The 16,863-nt window shown below is 57.9% G+C and carries 19 protein-coding genes; 9 read left to right on the top strand and 10 right to left on the bottom strand.

Annotated elements, in window-relative coordinates; genetic code table 11:
- Positions 1–6 precede the first annotated feature (6 nt).
- The 4 genes from FHT29_RS26885 to FHT29_RS26870 all read right to left on the bottom strand — a co-directional run bounded on the left by FHT29_RS26885 (position 7) and on the right by FHT29_RS26870 (position 2,407).
- Complete coding sequence (locus FHT29_RS26885) at positions 7–318, bottom strand: hypothetical protein (protein ID WP_047636014.1); 312 nt, start codon at positions 316–318, stop codon at positions 7–9.
- Positions 319–942 (bottom strand): thermonuclease family protein, encoded by a 624-nt coding sequence (locus tag FHT29_RS26880; protein ID WP_047636013.1) that lies wholly within the window; start codon positions 940–942, stop codon positions 319–321.
- A complete protein-coding gene (locus tag FHT29_RS26875) occupies positions 939–1,520 on the bottom strand; it encodes a thermonuclease family protein (protein ID WP_244509921.1) in 582 nt (193 codons plus the stop codon). The genes FHT29_RS26880 and FHT29_RS26875 overlap by 4 nt, the downstream gene beginning before the upstream one ends.
- A 68-nt stretch (positions 1,521–1,588) precedes the next feature.
- Entirely contained in the window at positions 1,589–2,407 is an 819-nt protein-coding gene (locus FHT29_RS26870; protein WP_348644895.1) for a thermonuclease family protein, read from the bottom strand.
- Between FHT29_RS26870 and FHT29_RS26865 the strand changes: the two genes are divergently transcribed.
- Genes FHT29_RS26865 through FHT29_RS26845 form a run of 5 tightly spaced genes read left to right on the top strand, consistent with a single transcriptional unit; the run spans position 2,398 to position 6,338 of the window.
- A complete protein-coding gene (locus tag FHT29_RS26865) occupies positions 2,398–2,796 on the top strand; it encodes a hypothetical protein (protein WP_047636011.1) in 399 nt (132 codons plus the stop codon). The two genes, FHT29_RS26870 and FHT29_RS26865, sit on opposite strands and share 10 nt — an antisense overlap.
- A 7-nt stretch (positions 2,797–2,803) precedes the next feature.
- The gene (locus FHT29_RS26860) at positions 2,804–3,553 is read left to right on the top strand and encodes a ParA family protein (protein WP_168600503.1); all 750 of its coding nucleotides are present in this window, start codon (positions 2,804–2,806) and stop codon (positions 3,551–3,553) included.
- 5 nt (positions 3,554–3,558) lie between these two features.
- Positions 3,559–3,957, top strand: coding sequence for a hypothetical protein (locus FHT29_RS26855; RefSeq protein WP_047636009.1), 399 nt, complete (start codon positions 3,559–3,561; stop codon positions 3,955–3,957).
- A 4-nt stretch (positions 3,958–3,961) separates the two neighbouring features.
- The gene (locus tag FHT29_RS26850; RefSeq protein WP_047636008.1) at positions 3,962–4,354 is read left to right on the top strand and encodes a hypothetical protein; all 393 of its coding nucleotides are present in this window, start codon (positions 3,962–3,964) and stop codon (positions 4,352–4,354) included.
- Positions 4,320–6,338, top strand: coding sequence for a hypothetical protein (locus FHT29_RS26845; protein ID WP_047636007.1), 2,019 nt, complete (start codon positions 4,320–4,322; stop codon positions 6,336–6,338). Before FHT29_RS26850 ends, FHT29_RS26845 begins: the two co-directional genes overlap by 35 nt.
- A 61-nt stretch (positions 6,339–6,399) precedes the next feature.
- Here FHT29_RS26845 and FHT29_RS26840 read toward each other — a convergent pair whose 3' ends face one another.
- On the bottom strand, positions 6,400–6,984 hold the full coding sequence (locus FHT29_RS26840; RefSeq protein WP_047636006.1) for a hypothetical protein: 585 nt from the start codon (positions 6,982–6,984) through the stop codon (positions 6,400–6,402).
- Between the two features lie 272 nt (positions 6,985–7,256).
- Here FHT29_RS26840 and FHT29_RS26835 point away from each other — a divergent pair, with 272 nt between their 5' ends.
- The 3 genes from FHT29_RS26835 (at position 7,257) to FHT29_RS26825 (ending at position 9,693) form a co-directional block, all read left to right on the top strand.
- Positions 7,257–7,736: a transposase gene (locus FHT29_RS26835; RefSeq protein WP_348644898.1), complete on the top strand. Its 480-nt coding sequence runs from the start codon at positions 7,257–7,259 to the stop codon at positions 7,734–7,736.
- Entirely contained in the window at positions 7,733–8,089 is a 357-nt protein-coding gene (gene tnpB, locus FHT29_RS26830; RefSeq protein WP_095433219.1) for an IS66 family insertion sequence element accessory protein TnpB, read from the top strand. Before FHT29_RS26835 ends, tnpB begins: the two co-directional genes overlap by 4 nt.
- Before the next feature lie 71 nt (positions 8,090–8,160).
- On the top strand, positions 8,161–9,693 hold the full coding sequence (locus FHT29_RS26825) for an IS66 family transposase (RefSeq protein WP_168600501.1): 1,533 nt from the start codon (positions 8,161–8,163) through the stop codon (positions 9,691–9,693).
- Between the two features lie 57 nt (positions 9,694–9,750).
- Here the strand turns inward: FHT29_RS26825 and FHT29_RS26820 are convergent, their stop codons facing one another.
- Positions 9,751–10,638: a sigma-70 family RNA polymerase sigma factor gene (locus tag FHT29_RS26820; RefSeq protein WP_168600539.1), complete on the bottom strand. Its 888-nt coding sequence runs from the start codon at positions 10,636–10,638 to the stop codon at positions 9,751–9,753.
- A 220-nt stretch (positions 10,639–10,858) separates the two neighbouring features.
- On the opposite strand from FHT29_RS26820, the gene FHT29_RS26815 reads away from it, so the two are divergent.
- Positions 10,859–11,314, top strand: a complete 456-nt coding sequence (locus FHT29_RS26815) for a carboxymuconolactone decarboxylase family protein (RefSeq protein WP_095433221.1) — start codon at positions 10,859–10,861, stop codon at positions 11,312–11,314.
- Between the two features lie 413 nt (positions 11,315–11,727).
- Here FHT29_RS26815 and FHT29_RS26810 read toward each other — a convergent pair whose 3' ends face one another.
- The 4 genes from FHT29_RS26810 to FHT29_RS26795 all read right to left on the bottom strand — a co-directional run bounded on the left by FHT29_RS26810 (position 11,728) and on the right by FHT29_RS26795 (position 16,828).
- Positions 11,728–12,741 (bottom strand): alpha/beta hydrolase family protein, encoded by a 1,014-nt coding sequence (locus tag FHT29_RS26810; protein WP_047636005.1) that lies wholly within the window; start codon positions 12,739–12,741, stop codon positions 11,728–11,730.
- On the bottom strand, positions 12,731–14,323 hold the full coding sequence (locus FHT29_RS34710; protein ID WP_168600500.1) for a hypothetical protein: 1,593 nt from the start codon (positions 14,321–14,323) through the stop codon (positions 12,731–12,733). Before FHT29_RS34710 ends, FHT29_RS26810 begins: the two co-directional genes overlap by 11 nt.
- Before the next feature lie 730 nt (positions 14,324–15,053).
- Positions 15,054–15,980, bottom strand: coding sequence for a dihydrodipicolinate synthase family protein (locus tag FHT29_RS26800; RefSeq protein WP_168600499.1), 927 nt, complete (start codon positions 15,978–15,980; stop codon positions 15,054–15,056).
- A gap of 62 nt (positions 15,981–16,042) precedes the next feature.
- Complete coding sequence (locus FHT29_RS26795) at positions 16,043–16,828, bottom strand: SDR family oxidoreductase (protein WP_168600498.1); 786 nt, start codon at positions 16,826–16,828, stop codon at positions 16,043–16,045.
- Positions 16,829–16,863: the final 35 nt, after the last annotated feature.

Here is a 16,863-nt window from a genome sequence, read left to right as displayed (position 1 = left end):
CCAGCTTCAGTATCCCTCGATCCCAAGGCGTTTCAGGATGGCGGCCGGATCGGTCTCGCAGTCTCTCTTCCACTCACTATGCTTTGCACAGGCATAGGCGTACTGGCTGAGATCGGCTGATGAGAGATCGGCAAGCCTGTTGCCGACAGCTTTCCACCGTTGCACCTCGGCAGGATCGCAACCCGCCCCTCCGGCTCCGCAAAAGCCGGGATCGCGCTGCTCGATCTGCTTCTGTGTGGCGCCGTCCTGCGCGATCGCTACCGAAGCGGAGCCGGACATCAATATGAGCGCTACAGCGGTTCCAATAATGCGGTTCATTCAACCTCCATGTGCTTCATTAGGTGTCAGTGACTTGGCGGGGCCCACGGGCAAGGGCAGGGGCAAGTCGCCGTCAGGTTCCAGTGAAGAGGCCCTCGATTTGTCCCCGGTCGCCACCGACGCGGTGTAGAGCCAAGGAGGAAGAAGATCCGGCGACGACCAGACGCCGTATCCGAGGCCGCGGGCCTTCCTCTCGATATCGAAATAGGCGGGGACCTGAGGTTCGCCGCGGTAGTTGAACGCGTAGCCAATGCCTTCTGCAATAGCCGTGGCGGCGAGGTTCGTCTCACCAACAAAGCAGTGCGCGAGGACCAGACCGTTCGCGTCGCGAGCAATGGGTGCGCAGTTGACGTCCTGCCCAAGTGTGCGGAGGATCATCCAGGCCCGCGAAACTTGACCTGCCGGCCAGTCGACGCCATCGCTTGTTGCTGTTTGTTCGAGGCGAGGGGCTTCGTATCCTGCAAGCCGCACGGTTTGTCCGCTCTTCCTGAATTCAAAGGTTGTGGCGTCCACGACCTGGACTTTTCCGAAGATCTGCCGGGGGATATCGGCCGGTCTGTTTTGCGCCGAAGCGGCGGTCGCCGTCATCATCATCAGCAACATCGACAATGATGCACCTCTCATCGCTGCGCTCCCGCTTGGCCGGCCAGGACTGCGACGGGATGAGGCATGTCGGAGTAGGCCCAAAGGCCTGCGCGTGCCGATCTTGCACTTTCTTCAGCCACCCTGTAGCCGGGAACGATCAAATGGCCGCTGGTGTCGACGGCGGCGAATCCCCACCCCTCGGCAATCATATAGGTCGCCAGATCATAACGCCGCTGGCCTGATGTCGTTTGGCAGGCCACCACAGCATTGTTTTGGTCGAGATCCTTGATCGTCGCGCAGACGGGCTTCGTGTCCTTGATCAATGCCTGTGCCATGATCAGATTGAGCTCTCCGCAGTCCCTGATGACGCCGGGAGAAATCGTGACAGAGGTTCCGCGGAGACACGTTTGCAGGCCGTAAAGACGATATCGCCGCCCGGCGGAAAGCCAGGTGTCGCCGGTTTCGAATTGCGCTTGCACCGGAAACGGGACAAATTGGGTTCGATCGCTTTCTTGGCTGCCTGCGGTAGTACCTTCGCTCTTAAGCGCCTGAATAGGGATGATCGGCGCCTGGAGGCGAGGAGGTTCTGGGTGGCTCGTCCCGGCGAGCATCGGCATGATCGATATGCCTGCAAAGAGGCCGGAAGCTGCGAGCGTGGACATCAACATCAGGAACCTCATCGCGATCAGTTCATGGAAGGATTGGCGCGATAGCGCTCACCGTAGGGATGCGTGAAGTGGGCGTTCGCCCAGATTCCAGTCTTTGTTCTCTTCGCGTTTTCCTCTGCCTGCGCATATTCCGGGAATATCGCGCGGCCGGCACGGTCACGGGCAGCAAACGCCAATCCCTTGGCGATAAGCACCTCCGAAAGCGATTGTGCGTCGCCGTCCTTCACGAAAAAGCACTCGGCAAAGCGCACAGTCGGCGTGCCTGTGTTTTGCCCGAGGAAATGGCACGGAAATGCGTTGCCAGCGACCGCCTTGGCTTCGCCGAGCGTGGCGGTCAAACCGGCGAGTGAAACCATCGCGCATGTCGTCCGCAGGCCAGCGAATTCCACCTCTTCGACCGAGAGACAGCCTTGGACACCCGCCAGTTTGACGATGGTCCCATCGGAGGCAAGAAACGCGCTCCCGCTCAGGGCGCCCTCAGGCATGATCGTTTGCAGGTCGAGCCGCTCGACTATCGATGAGGTATCGAGGATTGTTTCGGGAGGAGGGATCAGATCGCGCCCCTCTGCGTAAGCCTTCTGATAGGAGTTGACGACTCTCGAAGCAGCATCGTCCTCCGCGGCAATCGCCAGGGCGTCCTGCGTGCATGCAATGGTGCAAAAAAGGAGGCGAGTAAGCCGCCGCGCGCCGGGGTTCATGCGTGAATCCGTCATCAATTGGCTGTCGCGAAGCATGCACAAAATTATACTGCAGTGCAAGTCTGGAAATACCGCGAGGATTGCGATATGTTTGGTCTGACACTCAAATGTGCGCACGGAGAAGGTAGATGTCAGCACATCGAAAGGCCATCAGGGTCGTGACTTTTCCCTTCAGGGCAATGTGGTTTCTGGTCTTAGTCGCCAACCTTCTGGTCGTCACGGCTGCCTGTGTGGTGATCGCCGCCTTCCTGGCCTACGGCCTTGCGCTGACGCTATCTTACCTCTTGCTACCGACGGAATGGACGCGGGCGCTCTGGCAATGGGCGGCGGACCTTTACGAGCAGTCCCACTGGTTCAAAGGCGCGACAATCACCTTCTTCGTGCTCCTTTTCCTGCCGATCCTGAAGTTCTGGCCGGGGAGCGATCCCAAGGCAGATGCAGCCCGGGAGCGCGAAGCCAACAGGCTCAACGATGATCTGGTCGCGGCCCGCCAGCAGGCGCAGAGCCAAGCGAATCTTCGAGGCTGAGGGCTCCATGACAGGAAAACCACTTTCGCTCGCGATCTCGACCTTCAAGGGTGGCGCCGGCAAATCAACCTTGAACGTCAATCTTGCAGCCGAGTTCGCCCAGCAGGGCCACAGGACACTGCTCATCGATTGCGACGAGCAGGAATCGTCGACGCGGTGGTACAATGTCTCCATGAAACGGGGATTGCTCCCCACCGACGGCACGCTGCTGCATCTGCGGGTCGCGCCGGATGACCGGTTTGCAGATCGCCTCGCGGAGGCACCTGCGGCGGATATTCGAATCTACGATGTCGGCGGATACGTTCACCAGCGGGCAATCGAGGTCTATCACGAATGCGATGCAGTCCTCATTCCTGTCATACCCGAACCGACGGCCGCGACTTCAGCCATCAAGGTGGCGACGATCCTCAAGGAGATTTCCAGGAAGCGGGTGCAGGGTCCAATTCCATATGCGGCGATCTGGAACTACGTGGACATGATCGCCCTCAAGCACAATCGCTCCCTTCCGGAAGTCCATGCCATCCTGACAAGCGGCCGAATTCCGATGGTCGACACGGTCATTCGGAAGAGCAATCATTTCAGCGATGTCGGCGCCGGCTTCGGGTCGCTCTATTCCAAGCTCGCCAGCATCGAGAACAATCCGACGCTGACGCCGTCGGCCAAGCGGCGCGCCTCAGAAAGCGTGCTTGACGCGATAGATCTCGTAAAAAAGATCAATAACGAGTTCATCGGCCTTCTGCAGGCGGAGGCTGCCTGAGCGCGATGTCGAGGGAAAGAACGCCGGCTGGCAATATTCTCGCCCTTGCCCGATCGAGAGAGGATCAGGCGAGGGACGTGGAGGAGGATGCGACCTCCTACATGCCGACAAGCCTCGATCTCGACAAGCTGATGCCGGAGGATCCTCCCCAGGCGCAGGAGCCGAGCGTCAATACGGAGCCAAGGTCAAAGCTCGGCCGTCCTCCAGCCAGAAGAGAAATTCCGGAAGAGCAGGCGATAGAAGCCGACGAAATTACGGGATCCGTGAAGAGGAAGCGTATTTCCCTCTACCTCGACGATGACGTGCTGACGAAGATTTTCCGCGTATCGCTGGAACGGCATGAGCAGCTCTCATCGGCGACCCACAGACTGATCCTCGAAGCGCTGAAGGCGAGGGGGCTGTAGGCAGATGCGCGAACCGGCCGTCATGTTCCGTCTACCGGCCCATGTCCTGAGCAACGTGGAGCTGCTTGCCGGCCGGCTCGATATTTCCGTCAATCTTGTCGCAAAGCTCATCGTCACCAGGGAGATTATGCATATACCTGCGATCCTCGAAGAGCACGAACGGCAGCTGGCAAACATGCACCAGTTCCTCCGCGAGCTCGCCTTCCGGAACGAGGAGTTTCTGTCGGAAGAGCGCGACCAAGCCATCCTCGCCGCCGCCATCATGACCAAGCTGGGCGAGGTGATGGCCGCCGTGGATTCGATCCGCGATGCAGCCTTTGTGAGACCATCCACTTTTATCGCCGACCTGATCAGGAAACACGATGAACGACCTCTCCAGAAGTCGCTCGGGGTCTAAGCCTGAAGGCCGCAGACTACCGAGCTATTTCGACCTCATCGAGGATGAGCTTCGACGCCGCGGCGGCGGTGGCGGTGGAACCAAAAAGGCGCCGGTGAGGGCAAAGGTGGGGGTCCCCTCGGTTGGGCGGAACGCCGGCGCGGCGACAGCCTTAAGTCGGGCGAGTGGCAATAACGCCGTCGTCGTCAAGGTGTTGTCGTATGGAGCAGGTGCGGCCTCGGCTCGCAACGTGCTTGCCTATCAAAGCAAGGAGGAAAAGGCACATGATCAGGATGGCCGTGAGGTCACCGATCTTAGCGAAGAAGTCCGATCCTGGGAGCGGGAGTTCGGAAACAGGAAAGGAAGCAAGGACGTTTTACGGTTGACCTATGAGCTGGAGAGTACCGACCGGGAACACGTTGCCCGCGCATTGAGTTCGCTTGCGTCCGACGGGTTCCGCGATGTTGGTGATTCCGATCGGACCTACGCGTTCAGCGTTAGCGAGGGCGTAAAGGGACAAACCCGTCTGAACCTGGCGCTGGTGATCGCGCACGAGAAAAGGGACCGATCCGATCGGGGCAGCCAGAATCGCATAGCCGCCGAAATGGATGACGTGCACGCGATCGATGCGCGTGTGGACAGAGCATTGCGGATGGAAGGAGTGGCGCCAGTCTCGCGCTATCCGGTGGAGTTTTCGAGCGGTCCGAAGGGGCTGGCCGCGACGCTCCATGCGATGCAGCGGCAAGGCGCGGAGGTCACGCTTTCGACGAAGGCCCACATCGAGGAGCGCCCGGGCAGGAGCGGCCGCTATTATCAAGCCACGGACCGGCGCGAGATGACGACAAGCGATCATAAGCAGCTTACGGTCGAGAGTAAGATAGTCGCCGCGCTGATGCAGACCCGTCAGCCGCGCGATTTCATGCATCTGTTGTTGTCGGGCCCAGCCAATGTCGACCGTGACCGATTTGTCCTGGCTGGTCGTGACTTTCTAAAAGAGCAGTTCTCCGGCCACCGATATGCCTATGCTGTCCACAATCGCAACGACCTTGAGAAGCATCCGCATCTGCATGTGATCGTCGCGCTACGCAATGCCAGCGGCAAGATGCTCAACCCCAATATCCGCGACTTCACCGAGTGGCGCACCCGCTTCGCCGAAAAGGCGCGGGAGCGCGGAATAGCGATTGATCGTCAAAAGCGTGTCGAGCGTGCTGGTCCACCGCCCATCAAACGATGGGAATGGGAGATGTTTCACCGCATGGGCGCGACAGCACCCACGAATGTTGTCGACAAGGTGATCTCCAAGCTTCGCGACACGCCCACCGCGCCGAAGCTGGAAGACGCGAGGAAGCGGTTTGATCAGACCCGACACTCAGTTGGGCGCGCCATCCAAATGCTGGAAGGCATTGCTAAGGACCGAAGTGCACCGAGCACGGCGCGGGAACTGAGCCACGATCTGTCGCTCGGCCTGCAGCGCGAATACCGTCGGTTGGAAGTAGCCGTGCGCGACGGACATGATCCTACCAGAATGAAAGGAGAAGAACACATGCTGCGATCCACACCCATCAGTGCTGCTCAGTCGAAAGCGGCGAAGGAGATGCTGGCGACCACTGCCCTCAGCGTTGCGGCAAAGATTGCCAATCCCGCCGATCGGCTGCTCTTCGAGCAAGCGACCAATGTCATCGGCAAGGTCGTCGGGCTGCAACTCGACTCTCGTGTAACCAAGAATCGAGATCGCGCAGAGGTCGGTAAGGCGAAACGCTCTTCGGATAGCTTGGAAACGAAGTCTGCGACTGGTCGCGACCACGTAGCGGAGCAGGGACTCGATAACAAGACTTCGAGCAACCGTACCGTCGATCAATCCCGCATAGCACGCTCAAATGCCGACCACGATAGCTCTGAGAAAAATCGCACGGAACGCCAAGGTAATCAACGGCGTGACCGCGATCAGTCAAAATCGATCAAACTTCGCCCACCACAGTATAAGGATCGGGATCGAAGCCGGTAGCTGAATGGCCTGCGTGAGCAAGGCCGCTTTTGTAGAACTGGCCCTGATGCCGAAATGAGACTTACGGCAGTTTCAAAGCGTGCTTGATCGTCGTTTTAAGCCAGACCATTGTGGCCTGCGTATCGATGTCGGAGGAGCCAGCGGCACTTGATCCTGGATAAAGAATTTCCGTGAAAACAGGCGTCTTTTTGCTGAAACGAGAGAAATTTCCTTTGCGCACCACGACCGTCATCGTCGGATCGACTTCATACCATTCAGTCAGTTTCAATATCACATCGAGGTCAGAGGTCGAGGGCCAGTGCCGGGTTTGACCCTGGCTCGGTGAATGGATCGCCTCCATCCAGAAGTCGGGTACGGCGCCCGAGACCTTCAGAAGATCGTCGAGCAACCGCGTAAGCGTTGCACTATCAATGCGTGCGCTACGATCGAATGGGGAAGCCGTATGGTACGAAATGAACCCGAAGCGGATGTTGATGTCGCGCAACTCCTGAAGCATTGCCAGGAATCTTGTGTCGATATCTCCCAGCGTCTGGTCTCCAAACTCCGGCCTGTGCCGTAGCAGCAAGTCATCACGCTCAAAAATGACTAAGCCAACTGAACCCTCTCGTCTTTGAATGCCGCGATCGTCGAGTACGACCGTCTCCATAGCTGCTCTCATACCGGCTTCGCTTCCTTCAAACGCTGCAATCCGCAGTCGGTGGCCGTGTAACATTGGGTTAGTCCGAACCGCGACTGAGTTGCGAGACGCCTTCCAGTTTTTGATAATTGATAAAAACGACGATTACCGCAGATTGCACGATATGATGCGAAACCAACCGAAACGAAACGAAATGGCGCCAGCAAGTCCTTGTTAATATTTTCGAATTTTTACGTAAGCGGTGTTTTGACCGCACCTTCCGGATCAGTGCGTGATTGACGATGTTGAGCCCCGAACAAGGGCTTGGACATATGTCGATTTCTCAGCTTACGCTTACATCCAGCGATGAAGAGCCGGTGCGGCGGTTCGAGGTTTTCACAGGCAGCGGCCGGCGGCGCGAGTGGGGCGACGAGCGTAAGGCGCAGATCGTCGCGGAGAGTTATGAGCCGGGAGTGACGGTCTGCTCCGTGGCGCGGCGTCATGGATTGACCCCGCAGCAATTGTTCACCTGGCGTCGGCTCGCCCGGAAGCCGCTGGACACTGTACCTGATGTCGAGGATGTTCCGATGTTTGCGTCGGCGATCCTGGATGTGCCGACGAAGCCTGTGGCGAAAGAGCCTGAACCGGCGCGTGCATCGAGAAAGAAGTCGAGCAGCGGCGCAATCGAATTGGAGATCGGCGGGACGCTCGTCAGGATCGCATCCGGAGCGGACGCGGCCACGATTGCCGCCGTCATTCAAGCCGTGAAGGCACAGTCGTGATCGGGCCGTCGGGAGCGGTAAAGGTCATGGTCGCCACCCGGCCTGTCGATTTCCGCAAAGGCGCGGAGGGCCTGGCTGCGCTGGTAAAGGCCGAGATGGGTGCTGACCCGTTCTCCGGCACGATCTACGTGTTCCGGGCCAAGCGCGCGGACCGGATCAAGCTGGTTTTCTGGGATGGCAGCGGGGTGTGCCTTGTGTCCAAACGCCTTGAGGATGGCGAGTTCCATTGGCCCAAGATGCAGGATGGTGCGATGCGCCTGACGGCCGCTCAGTTCTCGGCATTGTTCGAGGGGCTGGATTGGAAGCGCGTTCATGCGCCCATCGAGACGCGCGCCCCGGAGAAGGCTGGATAGCCAATGCGACCAATTGAATCAGGCTCACCCACGCCCTCGTTTTGGTCGCCGGTTTATGCTGTTGTCGCTCCATGACGATGACGGCCGACGAGCTTCCGGACGACCTGAACGCGCTCAGAGCCATGGTGCTTTCGCGCGAGGCGGAGAATGCCCGGCTGCGCCAGATCATCAAGGAATTGCAGCGCCACCGCTTCGGCCGCAGAGCCGAGACGCTTCCGGAGGATCAGCTTCTCCTTGGGCTCGAAGAAGCCGAACAGGTCGAGACGGACGGTCTGGAGGAGAAGGAGCATGCATCCAGTGATCTGCACCGGGAGCGGGTCGCAAAACGGCGGATAAACCGCGGCTCACTTCCTGCCCATCTGCCGCGCATCGATGTGGTCATCGACATCGAGAGCCATGACTGCCCCTGCTGCGGCAACGGCCTGCACCGGATCGGCGAGGACGTCAGCGAGAAGCTCGACATCGTGCCGGCCCAGTTCCGCGTTCTGGTGACGCGCCGCCCCAAATACGCTTGCCGCGCCTGTGAGGAAGTCGTCGTCCAGGCTCCAGCTCCCACGCGGCTGATCGAGGGTGGCATTCCGACCGAGGCGACCGTTGCCCAGGTGCTTGTCTCTAAATATGCCGACCACTTACCGCTCTACAGGCAGGCGCAAATTTACAAGCGACAGGGGATCGATCTCAACCGTTCAACACTCGCTGACTGGGTCGGTCGAGCCGCCTGGCATCTGCGCCCGGTTCACCAAAGGCTGCTCGAGCATCTGAAGGCCTCGTCCAAGCTCTTCGCCGACGAGACGACCGCTCCAGTGCTCGACCCGGGTCGGGGAAAGACGAAGACTGGGCAGCTTTGGGCCTATGCTCGCGACGACAGGCCATGGCAGGGAGCCGATCCGCCCGGCGTCATTTATGTCTATGCGCCCGATCGCAAGAGCGAACGCCCGATGGCGCATCTTGATGGATTCGTCGGTGTCCTGCAGGTGGACGGATACGTGGGCTATCGCGCGCTCGCCGCCGGCAACAGCGTGTCTCTGGCGTTCTGCTGGAGCCATGTGCGCAGGCGCTTCTATGAGCTGTCGGCCGCCGGTCCTGCACCCATTGCCAGCGAAGCGCTCAGGCGTATCGCCGAACTCTACAAAATCGAGGACGATATCCGCGGCATCACCCATGAGGAACGCCGCGCCGTCCGACAGGAAACGAGCCGTCCGATCATCGACAGTCTTGCGCCTTGGCTGACCAAACAACTCTCCCTCATCAGCCAGAAGACCAAGCTCGCCGAAGCCATCCGCTATACGCTCTCACGCTGGGACGGGTTGACCCGTTTCATCGATGACGGTCGCATCGAGATCGACTCCAACACTGTCGAGCGTTCCATCAGGCCGATCGCCCTCAATCGGAAGAATGCCTTGTTCGCAGGCTCCGACGCCGGGGCCGAACACTGGGCAACGATCGCCTCGCTCATCGAAACGGCCAAGCTCAATGACGTTGAGCCACTTGCCTATCTGGCCGACGTCATCAGCAAAATCGTCAATGGCCACCCGAATAGTCAGCTCGACGACCTGTTGCCTTGGGCCTTCGCCGACCAGCCAGAAACCAAGCCCGTGGCCTGAGAATACCGCTTAGATGAATGCTGTGCGGCCGGGCGCTCGAAGGCCGCAGCGGCGATCTTAAACGTCAATATGCGTCAGCTTATTCGGGTTTTTGACGATATAGATCGCGAAAATCTTACCGTCGCGAATGCCGAGAGCTGTTGTTTGCAGCCCACCATTTGAATCAAGGCTTACATACCCGGGCAGGCCGTCAATAGTTGCGGTTCGCAGCAAGGTGGGCGGAGTCGCGGCCTTTCGCTGAGCGGAAACGAAGAGTCGCAGTGCACGTTCCAAGCCGCGGATGACTTCTCGGAACGCCAGCACCTTGCCGCCGCCGTCGCTATGTATCTCGACATCGCGCGCAAGCAACGCCGAAAGCGCGGTGACATCGCCGTCACGCGAAGCCGCAAAAAAAGCGCGCGCAATTCCATCAGCCTCTGCCGCCCCGACGCTGTATCGTGGTCGTGCATTCTGAACATTCTTGCGTGCGCGAGAAGCAAGTTGCCGAACGGTGGCAGGTTCACGATGAAGCACGACCGCGACCTCGGTCAGCGCCACGTCGAACACTTCGTGGAGCAGGAAGGCCGCTCGTTCTAGCGGCGAAAGTCGCTCCAACGCTAACATCAGCGTCACAGTGACATCGTCAGCAATGGCTTCTTGCCCATCAAGAGGCTCGACCAAAGGCTCTGGTAGCCATGGGCCGACATAGATCTCGCGGCGCGCTCGCGCCGACTTCATCCGATCAAGGCATAGTCGGGTGACGATGCGAGTGAGATAGGCGGTCGGAGTACGGACTTCGTCTTCAACGCGTACCCAACGCAACCACGCATCCTGCACGACATCTTCCGCCTCCGTGATCGACCCTAGCATCCGGTAGCTCAGACGCAGCAAGCGTTTGCGATCCAGTTCGAATTCTACGGTTCTTTGGTCGCTAAGCGGCACATCAGCGCTCGCTTCATTGGCCATCACCCCCTCGCGGATGTCATGAGACCGATTCGTTGCGTTCCTGCCGTTGTGCCACATGCCACTTTCCTCGCACTCGCTCGCTTGACTCGTGGACGAGCGAGTTCGTGCAAGTGTGACATGGCACATGCCAAAATAAAATCAGGTCGAGATGTCACGCCTCCCATCGCCGTGTCGTCACTCGAGCAGCGCCGGCTGTTGGCGCAACTCACAGGAGACCATCATGAATGAGACAACGCGCCTCAACTGGTACGAGGTAGCACCCGCTGGAGCCAAGGCCCTTTTCGGCGTCCATCACTACGTCACACACAACACAAATTTGCCTGAGGAACTTATCCATCTCGTGTTCCTGCGCGTATCGCAGATCAACGGCTGCGCACATTGTATCGACCTGCACACCCGCGATCTGCTGAAGACCATGGCAGCCGACAAGGTCGCTCTGGTCCCGGTATGGGAAGAGGTGCCGTATCTTTTCTCCGAACAGTACCGCGCGGCGCTGGCCTGGGCCGAGGAGGTAACGCTTGTCAGCGAGACACATGCTTCTGACCGAGCCTATGCTGCTGTCTCGGCAGTTTTCGAGCCTAAAGATTTGGTAGACCTTACAATCACGATCGCAGCTATGAACGCCTTCAACCGTCTAGGCGCGCCATTCCGACTTCCGGTGAAGGCGCAGCCCTGAAAACGCGCTGGCGCTGTTGCTTAGCCACGACGGCACTACTGTGCTTATGAATCGGTTGCTTGCAGGCCCCGCTTGCTTGCAGCTTTACGACCGGGATGGGGTGGAACAGCTCCTTCATCAACGCGCAAAGGCTCGTCCCGGTCGGTGCATTCATGCCATCAATCAAGCAGCGATGATAATCGGTACGATCTTTCGCGCTTAGTCAATGTGGGAGGAAAACACCGCTTACATTTTTACAGAGACGGCTCGGGGAAGATTTCCTTTTTTTGGGCCTCGAGTCTGGCCCCAGATGAAATTCTTGGCTTCCGGGCTTGGCAGGAAATTCTCCGGGTAAGGGGATTGTCCAAAGTACATGCAAAGACGGGTCGCTAAAACCAACCGGCTCATGTACGTGGGCGTCTGGACGTCTCAATCTATGATGTAGCGGCGCGCGACAAAAAACGCTTCAGGCTCCAACCTGCCAAGAAAATGTACGGGGGCGTCGCGAGCGAATAGTGACCGCAGTTCAGCTTCAGAACGCTCGGCTTCGCTCCTGCTTGTTGCAGTTTTCGGATGAAGCTTTTGGTTAGCGCGGGCAACACTACTTTGTCTCTTGTTGCGAAGACCACGTGAAGCGCGAGTTCGGGCCGTGCCAATTTGTGCGCGAAATTCTCCAAATTCAGCGGACCCCATGCCCTCCGCAGATCCGTGAGTCCAATGGCCGGTTCTAAGCTCTCGCGGATCGAGCGCGTCGCGCGTCCAGTCCAAACCATGTCTGCAAGACTTCCAGCCGTCAAAAACAGCGAAGCTTTCGATACGGCCGGTTCATGCGCTGCGATCAGACCCGCCACCCACGAACCCAGACTCATGCCAAGAACCGAGATCTCTCCGTAGCCTTCGCTCTTCAGCCACCGGATGAGTTTCCGCCCATCCCATACAGCCTGCCTTACAGATTGGATCGTGCGGCCGAGATTTGAGCTGAGCATATAATCGGCGTACAGCGCGCCGGGTCGGCTGCGTTCGAAATGATAGGGCATAGCAATCTCCACGACCGTGATCCCACGTTTCGAGAAGAATCCGGCGATCTGGCGTTGTCGGGCGCGGGCATTCCAATGATGGAAAATGACCAGAACCTGATCGCGCGAGCCACTTTCGGTGAGTTTTGCCCAAACGGTGTTGTTCTCGTCCACGTCGGTGGCGATCTCCGAAGGGAACGTGAGCCACCCGTCGTGCCTTTCAAACCCTTGCACGCTCCGTCCCGGCTCATCGTAAAAGCTTGGATCGGACACAGCGTGGTCCGCAAGGACACAAAACTCCTCGAGAGAGTCTGCCTCCTCCGCACCGGGGAAGGCGCGGCCGGAGTCGAGGATGAAATCCGTCGCTTCCTTAACTTCTTCACCGCGTTGGGCTCGACGTTCGTCCCAACGATCCAGCCACCTATGATACACCCTGATTGCTCTCCGATTTGCGCGATCGCGGCAGCCCGAACTCTGGATCAAAGAGGCCGTATGTCGCAACCAGCACTCCCGCGATGAGAATGATTGAAAAGCCGTCAAAGGCATCGATCAACAAATAAGTGGCGAAGAGCAGGCCAACGACCGCCGACATCTTCCACAAAGCCTCACGGAACCGCGCTCCGACGTTCAGGCGGATGGAGCCGTAAAGAAAGACGACACACGCCGAAATGGCGACAAGGAGACTGCTGTAGTGCGTCGGCATTCTGTAGCCGAAGGTGTTGGCGGCGTGATGGTCACGATATACGACCGAAAACAAATCGTGGACTATCCAGGTTACAATATCCGCTCCGTCCGAGCTCAGGTATGAGCTTTGAACTTTCATACATATGGCAACGAGGATACCAACGATGGTGCACCGGAAAATTCCCCGCATGACTCTGATGCGGACTACGCAGTCTGGATGATGCTCCCCTCCAAGCAGCGGCATCAATCCTTCTTCTATTCTCCAGAAATCGTGGATGATCGTGTGGAGCAAAATAAGACCCGCGAAGAACAGATAGAAGCAGAGGCACATGTACAGGTACGCGAGCCCAGTGAAAACGATCTCCACCGGCACTGATATGAGATCAGGTTGTACGTTTGCCACCGTGCCCCAACTCGTGGCGTAGTCGCCACCACCTTGCAACAGTGGGATCAAGCACACGCCAATCCATTGAAAAACACCGGCGAATATCACGCAAATCACGAAAACCGCCGCGTACGAGTAAGAATAGGCCTGGACGTTGCGCGCCCAGGAGACCTTGCGTTCAAACCTGTTTGTTTGCGCCAACAGCCTGTAGCGCGCGTCCTGTTTCCAAAGGAGTAGCAGCTCTGTCACAAACGAAAAAAATAGCGGTAAAAGTATCATGAACAGGAACGTCCAGTTCGGAGCCCACAGGAAGCCGACCTGCTTTACGACCCCATCTGGCCGACTATATGTAACGCTGTGTATCCCCACGATGTACGACAAAAATCCGAGGGCAGAGGCGCCAGCGAATGTGGACGCGGGGAGGTTCAAGGGAGATCCGCTGCCAAAAAGCGCCTCCGTTCGTTGGGCCAAGCTGAGGCCTTTTTTTTGCGGAACGCGCTCGTCGTCTTGTCCCTCGGCGTCCGCAGGCTGCATCTGAATTTGCCCTGTCACCGGGCCGGGATCTGCAGCAGAAGTCGCTTTCTTTAAACCTCGTCTCTTGGCAGTGAGACGAGCTTGAGCCGCGCTAATCTCCAGGAGCCATTCGCTCGTCGCTTCCCTATCATCGCAGCCGAAGATCCGAGCCAACCAGTTGATATTGGAAGGACTGATCCCCTTGTCGTTCTCTTGAAACCATAGTTGGACCGTGCGTAAATCGACTCCGGCCCGATTGGAGTCGATCTGCGTAATCGCCTCTGCCAGGAGCTCCGGAGTCCATGGCCCCTGTGGAAAGCCGTCAATGCCGACCGGACGGCCCGCACCCACAGCAGCTAACTGCTTAAACAGTTCTTTGAAGTCGCTGCCGTCCTTGGGCGGAGCGACAAATATCTTCCCGTTCTTTTCCAATGGTTCAGACGCTCAAATGTGTTCAGTTTTCCCATATGCACAGCGGGCCCTCCGCCTTGTGATGCCCTTCCGATCGGTGCCGTGGAGTCCCTTCTCGTCCTCATCGAAGCAATGGGGAAACTGCCACAGACGACTCCTCGTCCGTCAGAGCGAAGTCGGCGCTGCTTGGTGACAGCTTTATATACCGAGAATGTCCGGGCGAAAAGAAAAAAACAGCTCCTGCGTGTGTAGGATGCGCAGAAGGTTGGTGCGAAAATAGTAAATAAAGTGTGATTAAATAACGGCTTAAGAGAAAGCGGAGCGCCCGTACCGCCAAGAAATAAGCGGCCAATATTTCAATCAGGAATTGAATCGCATAATCTAATTTATGGAACTGCAGTTGCTCGTTGTTAGACAGGCCCAGGTATATTTGGCTGCCATTATCTAGGAACTGATAGCCATTTTTGCAAGCCTTGACAAGATTCTGATCGCGAACGCTGTCTAGGGCAATGCTTCGAGTGCGCGATCGTCCGCGAGGGTCCCCCTGTCAAAAAATCGCAACGCAGGGAAAACAGCTGGTGTCCATGCTAGTCTTTCAGCGTTCGACAAACGCGAGGTGGAAATCCGTTCGTTCACTATCAAAAAGTCCTATTTACAGGACACCGCGAACCGAGGAGTTGCTCAGGGCACGCAATGTGCCGTGCCCATGAGCCCGTAATGTATTTAAAGACTACTGTACTTTGCATGAGCCCTAAAGGCGCGCTCGCGGATCCCGTCTGCATACCCTCGCCAGAAGATAGTCCACTTCCGCCTTCGCAGCGGCCGTGAGCAGCTGAGAGGGCTTCCTTTGGATATCGCTGGCGATCACGCCGCGACGCTTCAAGACGTGTTTTCGCACGGCCAGGCCGATCCCCAACTGTTGCTCATACCGGATCAGGGGCAAATGCGCGTCAAAGAGATCGTGTGCTTCGTCCCGCTTGCCCGCAGCAGACAAGCTGACCAATTCCGTCAGCATGTCCGGGAAACCGTATCCGGTCATGGCTCCATCCGCGCCGCGTTCCGGTTCGAAGTCTAGGAACATCCCACCGTTGCCACAAAGGATTGAGAATGGCCGCAGATCCCCTGCCTTCTGCATCGCGCGAAGCCTCGAGATTTTCTCGAGACCCGGCCAATCCTCATGCTTGAGCATAAGGCACGACGGATGGTTCGAAATGATCTTCGCGACGACACCTGGCGACATGACAACGGTAAGTGTGAGCGGATAGTCTTGCAGCACCCACGGCACGTCTTCGCCTACTGCCTCCACAGCACCGGAGAAGTAATTCACGATCTGGTCGTCTGTTCTCAGGGCGGGCGGCGGCGCAATCATCACTCCAGCCGCGCCCATATCCATTGACGAGCGCGCCAGCGACCCCATGGCCGCGAAGCCAGGCGATGAAACTCCAACGATCACGGGGACCTTTGCCCGGGACACAACACGTTTGACAATCGCCTTGCTCTCCTCCGGCTCCAATTTCGGAGCTTCGCCCATAATACCTAGGATCGTAATGCCCGTGCACCCGCTTTCCTGGTAGAAGTCGGTCAGTCTGTCGATCGAGTTGTAATCAATTGATCCGTCGTCGGAAAATGGTGTCGTAGCGATGGCATAGACGCCTTTGGAATCTACATTGAAGCTCATGTCATAGTCCTTATTGGAACCCGATCCAGCGCTCGAAAATAGCTTCGAGCCGCCAGTTTTCGTCAGATACTACTGATCAAACCACCGTCCACCCGAATGACCGAGCCTGTGATGTAAGAAGCTCGTGGGCTAGCAAGGAACGCGACTGTGTCCCCATATTCTTGCGGGTCGCCATAACGACCCACTGGGATTGTATTGATGCTTTCTTGAATGACATCCTGCACCGGTCGATTTTCACGCTTCGCCTTCTGTTCGTCCAGGAAGTTGATGCGCCCGGTACCGATACGTCCGGGAAGCACAATGTTTGTGGTAATGCCATCTCTACCGACTTCACGCGCCAACGTCTTGGACCACCCGACGAGCGCCAGGCGGAGACTGTTTGACATGCCGAGATTCGGAATGGGTGCGACGACTCCGGAGGACGTCGATGTGATGATGCGCCCCCATTTCCGCTCGCGCATCGAGGGCAACAGCGCGTCGGTTACCGCGATTACGGATCTGACCATCATATTGAAATACTTAAGCCATTCGTCCGACGACTGACCCGATACCGGGGTCGGCGGAGGGCCGCCCGTGTTGTTGACAAGGATATCGACAGGACCGAAGGCGGCGCCAATCCGTGCAATCATCGAAGAGATGGAAGTGAGGTCAGAGAGATCACAATGCATGGGCATTCCCTGCCCTCCCGCGGCCCTGATGGATTTGCTGATTGCGTCCGCACCTTCGGCGTCGATATCGGCAACAATGACCGAGGTACCCTCGCTTGCCAGCGTCTTTGCAATCGCGCTGCCGAGACCGCCGGCAGCGCCGAAGACCAGAGCGGTCTTTCCCTTAAGTTGAAGATCCATGTATCTATCCCAAAATGTTCACAGTGATTGCGGTG

Source organism: Rhizobium sp. SG741, assembly GCF_012275435.1.
GTDB classification, from domain to species: domain Bacteria; phylum Pseudomonadota; class Alphaproteobacteria; order Rhizobiales; family Rhizobiaceae; genus Rhizobium; species Rhizobium lusitanum.
Note: the sequence above shows the minus strand (reverse complement) of the source record. Positions and strands in the feature narration are given on the sequence as shown.